The sequence below is a fragment of the Thioclava sp. NG1 genome (genome assembly GCF_003122275.1).
Taxonomy (GTDB): domain Bacteria; phylum Pseudomonadota; class Alphaproteobacteria; order Rhodobacterales; family Rhodobacteraceae; genus Thioclava; species Thioclava nitratireducens.
In genome coordinates, this window is sequence record NZ_QFBB01000021.1 from 1 (window position 1) to 10,393 (window position 10,393).

Consider the following 10,393-nt stretch of genomic DNA (forward strand, 5'->3'; position numbering starts at 1 on the left):
CTTCCTCTCCGCCATCGCCCTAGCGGCTCTCGTCATCTACTGGTTATGAATCCTGACCCTAAACCGGTTCATCAGGTATTCGAAATAGGCTGGAGCTTCGAACGCACATGCAAGCCGCCGCGAAATCAGGCTTTTGGCGGTCCCAGGAGGGCCGTAGAGGAAGCTGTTTTGCCCGCACATGGCTCCAAGCAGCGCGACGGCAATGATTTCCTCGCGTTCATGCATTCCATCTCCGAGTGCTCTAATAAGTGCGCGGACGCGTGTTTGCCGGTCGGTTTTTTTTGAGGCTTGGGGTTGGTTGTCCCCAATTTTGCGGCCTGGTTGCCGCGCACTCTTATGATGCGACGCGTTGCTTGAAGTCGGATAGAATGTCTTGTTCATGAAGGGGCTCCGATTGAAATTTTTCACGTCGTATGGGAGTCTTTGGGCTAAATTATGACGGTTTCTTTCGGGCGCGCTGAGGCTCTATCGCACCAGTCCTGTCAGAAATTTATATGATGAATCCAGCGTGGGAGCTGGGGGCATGAGCAGGCCGACACCTTCGATCTACAGGCCCAGGAACTGGCCAGCCTACAGTAGGCCAGTTCCGTCCTCGCGCTTCTCGCTGGTTCCGCTTCCTCCGCCAGTTCGCAGATTCACTCTGGTATCGTTCGCGTTCCACATGTGCCGTGGCCCGGATAACCATGTCCTCGAAGTCGATACGCTCGCCCAGCCGCGCCTGTTACTCTTGATAGACGGCGCCGAAGATCTTCAAGAAGGCGTCCGCCTTTTGCCCATTTTCAGGGTCGCCGCTTTCTCGGCGCAGGTGTCAATCACGTAGACGCCGGTGCGACGCTCACTGATGCGTCATCCCTTCCGCCGCTCGACGAACTATCCGATCTTCGAGAGGCTCTTGCTCGCCAGACCGAGCGCCGCCAGAAGTGCGAACGGTCGTCAATTCGGTCGCGCATCAGATCAGGAAGATCGCTCGGTCGTGGAAAAATGCCCTCTTCGGAACGCCTTGTCGGCAGGCACGAGACCCTTGCATGGCGCCGGGTATTGCTTGCCTGCCTGACCGCTACCTGCAAGATGCGCGACGTCGATCTCTTCCGTTAACGGCGGGCATTTACCTCGGCAATCGCCGCGTCCCAGCTCGGGCGAGCTGGCCTGTGGTTTGCACCTGGAGGCGCGAGGGCATATGCGCCAACATAGTCGATGCCAATGCCGGCCAAATAATGCTTTGCCTTCCCGCCAAAGGCGACGACGGTTGCGTTCGGCAGCAGCGCGACCTGTTGCACTAAGAAGTGCGCTGCGCAGGTGCGATCTGTGGTGCGACCGGTCTCATTGTCAATCGAGCACAACCGGCCCTCGGTCAGCCAGACGCGCTGCAATTGCTCGTCGAAGGTCAGATCGGGATAGAGCTGGTCGATGAACCAGCGCGTATTGCGATGGAACTGGTCCGTGCCGTTCTTGAAGCTCTCATAAGCGTGCGCAACACATGTCTGCATCAACCCGTCTGCATCCATATCGGAATCATATCGTTCGCCCTCATGCGGATGACCAGGCTCGGAAAACACCATCACCAGTTCCACATCCTCCGGCGAGGCGGTGGCTCCGACAAAGCCTCGCGGAATGTGACCGCTTGCCGGGTTCCATTGTGCCTCTCGGCATTGTCCGAAGAAGCCGCAGGGCGAATATGCGTCAGCAAGAAGTGACCTCAACGGCGAGTTGGGTAATGGGGGCAAGACAATCTCCGTCAAGGATCAAGAACGGATCAGGGCGAAATAAACCTCTAATCGTCGACAGCTTATTTCGTCTGTCGATGGGTGTGCAATCTTGAGCTTTGATTGACGTCCAAAAGTTTCCCCTCGGACACGCCAGAATCTGGTCCGCTCGGTGTAGCCAGCACGCAGAGCAGCCGTAACAGCCCGCGCCTTCTAACGGCAATGCAGATCTCATCGCAAATCTGCTCGATGACATCAGTGGGGTGTTCGTTTTACAACCTGAAACCATATCTCGATTGTAGGTATTTTAATGGTTTGCATGCGCGGGGACGTGTTTGGACAGCAGCGTGCGACGTTGCGCCCCGAACACTCTCAAGGTCTTTGAATATCGTTGGTCGAACCGTTTCGACCCGGTCCTTGGCATGTTCGATAACATGCGTCCTGGCGAGGCAATGTGTGAATGTTGGTGACGATGGGTCGTATGAGAATGCCAGCGAATAGATCCGGGACGTGATCCGTCGCGACAAGGAAGGGGCTTAGCAGGAGGCCTTCGACCGCCTGAAAGCCGAGTTGTCCCTTGCCTCGGAGGCCCCGGAAGACACGCATCGACCGCTGAGTGCAGCCGAAGTTGATCAGCCCCGCGCCCGCAACCTTTTTCGCAGCAAATCCAGCGGATTGTAGAGCGTCATGATGTAGAAGAAGGCGATCATGTAGATTGTCGCCGCGCCGAAGAGCTGCGCTGCCTCCGCGGACACGCCCAAACTGTAAGGTCCGCCCCAGGTTTCGGCCGTGCTCCAGATTGCGAAGGACAGCAGGAACCCGATCGGCGCCATGATCCTCAACCCACGCCCGCTGATCAGGGATGCCGCGATCAGCGCCTCGGTCAGCGCCACGAGGACCGCGACCAGATGTGGCCCCATGATATTGGTCACGGCTAGAAAGAACTGGTCGTAGCTGGCGGTGAGGGTGCCTTTCATATCCGCCTGTGCGGAGGTGAGAAAATCCGTGAAGTGGTTCAGGAAGTAGGGCTGGAATTTCAACAGGGCATCATATCCCCACAGCAACCCAAAGCCATTCCGCGCAAGGGTCAGCATCTCGTTCTTCGTGACATCCGGATCTGTCCGCAGACGTTGCACACCGATCAGGAACACGAAGACCACGATGTAGGGAAGGGCAACGCCGGGGTCCGTGCCATCCTGACCGAAATCCCCACCATGCTGAAACACGATCCAGACAAACCCGGCATAGCCGATCCCGACCCAACTCATCGGAACGACACCGCGGTCGGACATGATCGACAGGGCGACTGCCAACTCAACGAATGCCAGAACGATTACCAGCAGATGCAGAACCGGGCTCGATATCGGAAGGCCCAGCGCCTGAGCCGATGCGACTTTGTGCTGCCAGCTCAGAGAGGTCCATGCGTCATAGATGAGCACGATCCCGAAGACGATCCGGATCCAATTGAAACTGGCGTAGCTGACGGAAGATGTTCGCGTGCTGTCTTCGCCCTCCATCCCAAGCGCGGCCAGCGTTCGGCGAAAACGCCCCTCTGCACCAGGAGCGTCGCCAATAGGTTTCTGTAATGCAGATTTCATTGTGCTATCCTCCTCTATGACGCCATGCGCGACAAAGCGGCATCGCTGATTTCCCCGACGTCTGAGGACGTCTGAGGATGTCTGCGTAGATCTCTGTGGCCTTGATGAGCGTTGACTCACGTCAACACGCAGTTTCACACCATCGAGACCCCTAAGTGAGAGCGTGTTGGCCGAGAGGCCGTCGCGCGTGAACCTCGTATGGGAAACTGAAAAGTTTTCGTAACGCCTCGGCGCCGCTCTCCCCGGTATTGGCGCGCGGGCGCGAGACGATGATTTGGGGTTTCTCCGATGCTGGGGCGTCTTGTGCTATCCTTCAGCGATCACTCCGACAACGGCGATCGGCCTGCGGCTCCTGAAAACTGATCCGCGAACAATACCATGCTCCGAGCAAGCAGGCGCTCAGCGTGCTAAGGTTCAGCTTTTCGTTCCAACGGGGCCGCCCAGCCGAAGAGAATACCCGACCATGTAGCCACCAGAGTGTTCCGGTTTGAGCGTTGTCGCATGATCGCTCCTGGCGACCTCAAAGCAGCGGTTTCACCCCGTATCCTCTCAGTAATTCGCCCCTTGCCTGCTATCCCAAAGGCGAAGGATTTCGATCTGAGTGGGCATTACGCGATATATCAGCAAGAACGGTGTCCGAGGAATCGAGAGTTCTCGCATGAGGCGTCCAGTTTTGCTTGTATGGCCTGCCTGTGCCCTTCGGGTGATAGCCTTGAGTTCAGCCCTGCCGAGTGCCGAGACGCGGTCCATGATTGCGATGCAATCCGGATTTCTGCGGTCTGGCGGACGGGGCCTTGAGACATGATCCGCTCACCGAAGATCTTCAGGCGATTGTGTCCGGTCAAGAGCGCAGGGCCGGGGCAGCCCTGGGTGGATTGGTAAGAGGTGGTGCGAGGGATGTGTGGCCCGTGGCAGGGTCCATTAGACATGAAAGAGAAGGGTGGTCCCGCGAGGCGCGGGACCGTTTGAGCCATGTGACTTAGGGAAGGTTTCGGGGGCAGGGCGCGCGGGGCGGATGCCTAGAACGAGCCCTTTGATCGGTTAGGCGCTTACGCGCCCTTCGACCTCGGCCAGTTCGGCGAAGATGGCATCGCGCAGTTCGGGCCGGTAGATCTCCGATTTCACCTTGAGGTGCTTACGATATACCGCGTGCGGCACCACCCCATCCGGGAACCTCTCGATGAGGCGTTTATGAACCTTCTTTTCCGCCCGCAGCGCAGCGCGCCCGGTGGGGAAGTGGATTTCGGCGAGGATCTGATATGGCAGCACCTTCCGCACGAAGAGCTGATACTCGAAGCGCGAGTAGGTGTTGCCGGAGAAGCCGAGTTTGAGGACGGTTCTTTTGCCAAGATCGATTTCCGCGAAATAGATCGAACTCGGTTCATTCGACCAGCCCTTGCCGCAGCTCGGACATTGAAAACGCTGGGTCTTCATGTTGCCGATCGAGACACGGCACGACTCGCCGCAGCCTTCCGCATGTCGGTAGAGACGATAGTCTTTGTTTCCATCGGGATCGGGGCCAATCAGCTCCCATCCGTAAGCCTGCGCCTCGCGTTTGTAGCGCTCGACCATGCAGCTCTCGCATTCGATCTCGCCACCTTCGGTCGCGATCTTCTTCGTTCGGCCGAATTGCAGTCGCTTCGTGTGGCCGCAGGACACGATGAAATGCCCGTAATGACGGTCCTTTTCATCGCGCTTCACAAAGGTGAGGCGGTTCACGTTCGCATCGGCGATCCAGCGCGCTTCCTTGCAGTTTGGGCATTGCGGCTGGAAGCCTGTCAGAACGCTGTGACGGCAGACGAACGTTCCCCGACACTTCTTGCATGCGAGGGCGAGGTTGTCCTTGTTCTTCACGCGCGCGAGCACGTGATAGCCCTTTTTTGCAGCTGCGGCGTGCCATTGCGGATGGATGGGACCGGGCCAGATCGGGTGGGTTTCGCCGCGGATTGTCATGTTGGTTTTGGGAGCTTGGGCCATGAGAGAGCCCTCCGTGAAATTGTGCTGTGTGAACGGGCGCGGCAAACCGCACCCGAGCGGGTCACAATTGACCTTCAGGTAGGCGTGCTCGGACACGGGCCCCAAGGAGGGCCGGTGTCACTTCCACGCGGTATGTAGGAAGATCAGGCTTCGGCCTGCTCGAGCTCATCGAACGAAAAGACGTCGAGCAGCTGATCGAAGAGGATCACGGTGCGCTTGAGCAACTCGTTGATCCGCCGATCCGCGTCGCAGGTCTCGGTGACCAGAAGCTCATGGCCGCGGTTTCGGATCAGCTTACGAAATTGCGCACGTTGCGCGCCGTCTTCGTCGAGAAGCGCCATCCGAATGGCGTAGACGATGAGTTTGATCGGCTTCTCGGCGGGCAGGTGCGGCGTCTCGCCGAGGATCGCATCCTGCAGATGCAGCATAGTCTCTTGAGCTTCATCCGAAGCCCTCTGCCAGCCCGCAAAGGCCGGGTCCCAGCTCTGCGTGGCGGAAAGATAGCTCTCGTAGTCTACGAAATCGCAGAAGGCTTCGAGAAAATGCGGGAACAGCGTCAGGATCGATGCTGTGGGATCGTCATTCGCGCCTTCATTCCGAATGTGGCGCATGATATTCGCGATGATAGCCATGGTTGTCTCCTATCCGAGATGGCTGTGGTCAGAGCGTTGGTGAGAGCTGCAACTCTTGCCTTCGCTCGCTTATCATGTAATTCTGTAATCACAAAGTCAATCCCCTTTGTGAGGAGATTTCATGTCAGAGAAGAAAAAGATGGGTCGACCGCCCGCAGGCACAGAGCCGGTGATGGTGCGTATGACCCACGAGATGGTGGAAGCGATTGATGCGTATCGGCGCACCGCGGAGGACCTGCCGACACGGCCGGAAGTTATACGTCGCGCAGTAGAGGCTTATCTGGAGGAGCACGGCCAGAAGTAAGTTCACTCCACTTAGAGCGTTGAGGTGAGCGTCGGGATCCGCGCCACCTACGCGCTTGTTTTGAGGCGCAGGTGCCGAGATTCCCTCGGTGCTTAGCTTTGATCGATTGCTTCAAGCATTTGCTTGAGAGCCATCTGGAAAAGGGTGAATCTCAAGCTGTATCCTGGTTCAATGAGCGGACGCGATGAGAAACATTCGAAAGTCCGCAACGTGAGTTCGGATTTGTCGGCAGAAAGCGATGCATCCAGCTTTGCCATCGGTTTTTCGCAATAGTCGAAGTGGGCGCGCACCGAATGATCGCTCAGGATAGTGACCTTGGATACCTCCCAAAGTTCCGAGGAGTCGGGGTCTCCTTTGAGGACGCACTCCTCAGGGCGGCCGGAAACCTCGGAAAGAACTTTTCGAAGCGAAGTGATGTCGCCCTCGTTCGAATGCCAAAAACGATCAGCGACGAGATAGGCGGCAACAGTTTCATCCGCCCCGAATTTCGAGACTTCTTCGATGTCACTTTCGTCGAAGCCGAATTCATACCCTTCCTGAAGCTGCCAAGTAATGTAGCTGGCGGGAAGGTATGCCAGTGCAGTGCCCATTGCGCCGAGGATTTGCTCGTGAGGTTCTTGGATCCCCCTCAAGATCAGGCGCCACTGGATTTCTGACAGAATTGGAAATCCCGCGCGCACCATCGCAGTGAAATTCCCGAGGAGATCAAAAAGTCGGTCGCGATCAACTTTGGCGTGCTCGCTCGTAGTATCATTCGAGAGGTTCAGTGCCGACGCAATTTCGGACGGGATGTCGATGTCGGTTTTTTGGGTGGCGAGGGAGGAAGTGGTCATGAAGCACCTTTCTGGCTATGAGTTCATCAAATCTATTACAAAGTATGTAGAAGATTTGATTACGGATGTCAAGCTGCCGTGCTCGTCTTGCGGAAGGCTCGACCTGAAGCTAGTTGTTTAAAGGCATCCGCGATCTGGAGGGTTCAGCTTTCTTCTTTTTCTTTTCGCCTTGGGAAACCGCTGGATACGATGATCCGATGTTTCGCGCGTTCTGCGAGGCATGTGCTGACGCACGACGGCAGCATCCGAACATCACCGTGGCAACCTGCTATACTTTCCTATCGATCGTTGCGGGTATGACCGAGGACGGGATTACCAACGAAGAAATCGTCGATCTGACCGGACTGGAATACAATCAGGTTGCGCCTCAAGTCGAAGCGCTTTCATCCGGGAGGTGGAAGAAAGAGGGGTTGGGGTTTCTCGAACGAAGAGATGTCGAGAATTGTCGCTCACGCAAAATATTCGTCACTAAAGCGGGCGAAGAATTCGCTCGGATATTCGCGCGTCCCGCAGGTGCCGATGCGCCGCATGGCGATATGGTCAAACACCTACTGAGTAGTCCATTGCCGGCGCTCAGAGCTGTGCGATCACGCTTTCCCACGCTCAGGTTGGGGACGCTGACTGTCTTTTTGTTCCTAGGTGCCCGTCAACGCGAGTTCGGCTTCAATGGGACGCCAGCACATGCGCTGGCGGACGAACTGGGAATTCCGAACTTCCCTCGACACATCGCGGTGCTGGGAGAGGGGCCAAAAGGCGGAAAAGGACTGGGCCTCATTGAGTTGAGGGTCAGCCGCGAAGATAGGCGCGTTAAACTACCGGAAGTTACGGAGAAAGGGCACCGTTTCTTGACGGAGATTGCATCTGCCGTTGTGGGCAGGGAGATCGAGCTTCCGAGAAAAGTTGAGCCGCAGAAGCTAGAAGATCTGGATAGCCCTGATGATATATCTGGGTTGGATGACGAAGACTTCATCTGGTTGCCGCCCGATGAAGACTGAATGACGCCGGTAAGAGAAATTGTGTCCTTGAGCGCGATATCCAGCGTGTCGAGATGCCCCGCGAGATCCCAGCCGATGCCATCGAGAAATCCATCTGCGCGATAATCGACAGGGTAGGGGACTACCTCCTCCCAGCCGGCGCGCTCAAAGCTCGCCATGGCGCGTCGCATGTGAAAGGCGCTGGTGACGAGCACCCAGGTCTCGCTCGGTTTGGGTTGGGCGAGGTCGTAGCTGAAGCGCGCGTTCTCGATGGTGCTACGTGAGCGGCTCCGGGCAGCGGATCGGCGCAGGATAGCCGTGTTCATCCGCGCGTCCCGGACTGTATCAGTGCATCGAGAGGGAATGCCGCAGCCAGTTCTCCGTCACCACGAGGACGTCGCTCCACGCAACGAAGCTCGATCTTCGGACTTGGATCGCCGCGATGTTCCTCGTGCTGACGTCCTCCAAGGACATCCCTTCGGTCGTGATGTGGCGCAACCTCGACTTCGGAGAATGGCCCTCGGTCTTCGGCGATGCGAAGGTGGCGACCGCGCTCCTCGACCGACTTACCCACCATTGCGACATCGTCGAAACCGGCAATGAGAGCTGGCGCTTCAAGGTCCGCGAGTGACTGAAGTCCCGCTGGCCCGATACTGTGATAGCGACACCGCATCTGGCCAGCTCTCGTCGTGCCACGGGGGGGAGGACATTTGGGGCGCCGATTGGGGGCCAAGATTACGTGCCCGCCTCCGCAGCCAACAGAGTGATTTCACATCTTGCATGCCGAGCCCGTGCGTCGGCAAGATGACGGTGCGATAGATGCGCAGTGGACGACGCAGCGGGCCTCACACCGAAAAAGGCACGTGACACATTCACGATTTGCTATATGTTGGCGATAACTTGAGAGGTCGCTCCGCCGATGGATACACATGACCCCACCCAGCAGCATTTGGCTGCCATTGTGGAAGGCACCGAAGATGCGATTGTCACCAAGGACCTCAACAGCATCATCACGAGCTGGAACCGTGGTGCTGAGAGGCTTTTTGGTTTCACCGCGCAAGAGGCGATTGGCCAGCCGATCACGATCGTTTTCCCGGAGGACCGGAAGGACGAAGAAGAGGGCTTGATCGCCCGCCTGCGGCGCGGAGAGAGGATCGTTAATTTTGAGACCATTCGTCAGCGGAAAGATGGCGAACTCATCCCGGTTTCGTTGACGATTTCTCCTGTGCGCGACGGTGATGGCACTATTGTCGGAGCTTCGAAAATTGCCCGCGACATCTCTGTGCAGCATCAGCTGGCGAAACAGCAAAGTCTATTGCTCTCCGAGATGCGCCACCGGGTAGGCAATGCTTTCGCGATTGCCAGCGCCCTTATATCGGTTGCTGCGAGAGAAGCCGAAAGTATCGAACAGCTTCGCTCCGAGATGCGGAGCCGCCTGAGCGCGATCGCAGCTCTCAATTCGATGACTGTAAGTGCGACTGGCGATACGCGGCCAGAGCGTATGAGCTTGGGTGAACTCGTCCTCGAAATCACAAGCCCGTTCGGCGACGGTGAAAATATCCGGACGTCTTTGCCGGACATCGAGGTCAAGCAGGATGCAATCACACCGCTCACGCTGGTGTTCTTCGAGCTTGCAACGAATTCCCTGAAATATGGGGGCCTTTCCTCACATGGCGACGGCGTCGAAATCAGCGGCGTAATTGAAGGCGATCGCTTGAAGATCTGTTGGGCAGAAGCCTGTGTCGTGGCGGACGACCCCAGTGCCATCACGCGTAAAGGCTTCGGAACTTCGTTGTGCAATCTTACTGTCTCCACCTCGCTTGGCGGAACTTTCTCTCGCGAGTTGGCAACAAGCGGATTGATCGCTTCTCTGGATATTGAGCTTGCCAGCGTGAAACAGCCTTTCCGGAAGTTCGGGAAGTCGCTTCATCCGTAGGTCTCATGAACCTCCCCCACCAATCCCATAGGTTGGAAGGGGCTTGTGGTGAGGTCTTCTGGTCAGCATGCCTATCGGAGACCCTGAGATGGATCCGCGATCGCTGTCTTTGCCAAATGTTCAGATCATCGATCGATCTAATGTCAGTCGGGTTCGATCAGGCTCCCGCCGCATTGGACGGGAACCTGATCTTTGTTCGTCAAATTCTATCAGCCATGTCCGGCCAGGATTGCAATCCGAACTGCCTCAGCATCCGCGGCGAGGGCCTCGGCGGCGGTGCCCGTCACCGGAACCCCGAGGATCTGCGTCACCGCGATTACCGTATCGGTCGAGATCGGCACATTCTTGTCCGACGCCGCCCCGAGAAAGATCGCCGCGAGCGTGTCGGCATCATTCGAGACGCCGGAACTCGAGAGCGGCGTCGAGCCGTCGAGCG

11 protein-coding genes and 2 pseudogenes are annotated in these 10,393 nt (G+C 57.3%); 5 read left to right on the plus strand and 8 right to left on the minus strand.

Annotated elements, in window-relative coordinates:
• Positions 1–36: 36 nt before the first annotated feature.
• Together DEM26_RS20610 and DEM26_RS19895 are read right to left on the minus strand one after the other, a co-directional pair.
• Complete coding sequence (locus DEM26_RS20610) at positions 37–381, minus strand: AAA family ATPase (RefSeq protein WP_199224719.1); 345 nt, start codon at positions 379–381, stop codon at positions 37–39.
• Between the two features lie 710 nt (positions 382–1,091).
• Positions 1,092–1,571, minus strand: a complete 480-nt coding sequence (locus DEM26_RS19895; RefSeq protein ID WP_233243245.1) for a hypothetical protein — start codon at positions 1,569–1,571, stop codon at positions 1,092–1,094.
• 591 nt (positions 1,572–2,162) lie between these two features.
• Between DEM26_RS19895 and DEM26_RS20935 the strand changes: the two are divergent.
• Positions 2,163–2,384: pseudogene (locus tag DEM26_RS20935) on the plus strand (hypothetical protein); the annotation flags it as partial.
• Here DEM26_RS20935 and DEM26_RS19905 read toward each other — a convergent pair.
• From DEM26_RS19905 to DEM26_RS19915, 3 genes are all read right to left on the minus strand, one after another.
• On the minus strand, positions 2,336–3,301 hold the full coding sequence (locus DEM26_RS19905) for a hypothetical protein (protein WP_146194508.1): 966 nt from the start codon (positions 3,299–3,301) through the stop codon (positions 2,336–2,338). The pseudogene DEM26_RS20935 and the gene DEM26_RS19905 sit on opposite strands and share 49 nt — an antisense overlap.
• A gap of 1,041 nt (positions 3,302–4,342) precedes the next feature.
• Entirely contained in the window at positions 4,343–5,374 is a 1,032-nt protein-coding gene (locus DEM26_RS19910; RefSeq protein ID WP_146194509.1) for a GIY-YIG nuclease family protein, read from the minus strand.
• 47 nt (positions 5,375–5,421) lie between these two features.
• On the minus strand, positions 5,422–5,910 hold the full coding sequence (locus DEM26_RS19915; protein WP_109173279.1) for a hypothetical protein: 489 nt from the start codon (positions 5,908–5,910) through the stop codon (positions 5,422–5,424).
• Between the two features lie 121 nt (positions 5,911–6,031).
• Here DEM26_RS19915 and DEM26_RS19920 point away from each other — a divergent pair, with 121 nt between their 5' ends.
• Positions 6,032–6,214, plus strand: coding sequence for a ribbon-helix-helix protein, CopG family (locus tag DEM26_RS19920; protein ID WP_233243246.1), 183 nt, complete (start codon positions 6,032–6,034; stop codon positions 6,212–6,214).
• Between the two features lie 92 nt (positions 6,215–6,306).
• Here DEM26_RS19920 and DEM26_RS19925 read toward each other — a convergent pair whose 3' ends face one another.
• Positions 6,307–7,047: a hypothetical protein gene (locus DEM26_RS19925; RefSeq protein ID WP_109173280.1), complete on the minus strand. Its 741-nt coding sequence runs from the start codon at positions 7,045–7,047 to the stop codon at positions 6,307–6,309.
• Positions 7,048–7,160: 113 nt separating this feature from the next.
• Between DEM26_RS19925 and DEM26_RS20770 the strand changes: the two genes are divergently transcribed.
• A complete protein-coding gene (locus DEM26_RS20770) occupies positions 7,161–8,042 on the plus strand; it encodes a hypothetical protein (RefSeq protein WP_233243248.1) in 882 nt (293 codons plus the stop codon).
• Between the two features lie 104 nt (positions 8,043–8,146).
• On the opposite strand, the pseudogene DEM26_RS20940 reads toward DEM26_RS20770, so the two are convergent.
• Positions 8,147–8,347: pseudogene (locus DEM26_RS20940) on the minus strand (YdcF family protein); the annotation flags it as partial.
• Between the two features lie 116 nt (positions 8,348–8,463).
• Between DEM26_RS20940 and DEM26_RS20615 the strand changes: the two are divergent.
• Both DEM26_RS20615 and DEM26_RS19940 read left to right on the plus strand, forming a co-directional pair.
• Entirely contained in the window at positions 8,464–8,652 is a 189-nt protein-coding gene (locus DEM26_RS20615) for an ATP-binding protein (RefSeq protein WP_441351184.1), read from the plus strand.
• Between the two features lie 288 nt (positions 8,653–8,940).
• Entirely contained in the window at positions 8,941–9,957 is a 1,017-nt protein-coding gene (locus tag DEM26_RS19940) for a PAS domain S-box protein (RefSeq protein ID WP_109173282.1), read from the plus strand.
• Positions 9,958–10,166: 209 nt separating this feature from the next.
• Here the strand turns inward: DEM26_RS19940 and DEM26_RS20505 are convergent.
• On the minus strand, positions 10,167–10,393 hold a 227-nt coding region (locus DEM26_RS20505; protein ID WP_199224720.1), incomplete at its 5' end, for a hypothetical protein.

Bases quoted from the DNA above. Each gene is read 5' to 3' on its own strand.
- DEM26_RS19925 (WP_109173280.1), bottom strand. From the start codon at position 7,047: ATGACCACTTCCTCCCTCGCCACCCAAAAAACCGACATCGACATCCCG.
- DEM26_RS19920 (WP_233243246.1), top strand. From the start codon at position 6,032: ATGTCAGAGAAGAAAAAGATGGGTCGACCGCCCGCAGGCACAGAGCCG.
- DEM26_RS20610 (WP_199224719.1), bottom strand. From the start codon at position 381: ATGAACAAGACATTCTATCCGACTTCAAGCAACGCGTCGCATCATAAG.
- DEM26_RS20615 (WP_441351184.1), top strand. From the start codon at position 8,464: ATGTTCCTCGTGCTGACGTCCTCCAAGGACATCCCTTCGGTCGTGATG.
- DEM26_RS19940 (WP_109173282.1), top strand. From the start codon at position 8,941: ATGGATACACATGACCCCACCCAGCAGCATTTGGCTGCCATTGTGGAA.
- DEM26_RS19905 (WP_146194508.1), bottom strand. From the start codon at position 3,301: ATGAAATCTGCATTACAGAAACCTATTGGCGACGCTCCTGGTGCAGAG.
- DEM26_RS19915 (WP_109173279.1), bottom strand. From the start codon at position 5,910: ATGGCTATCATCGCGAATATCATGCGCCACATTCGGAATGAAGGCGCG.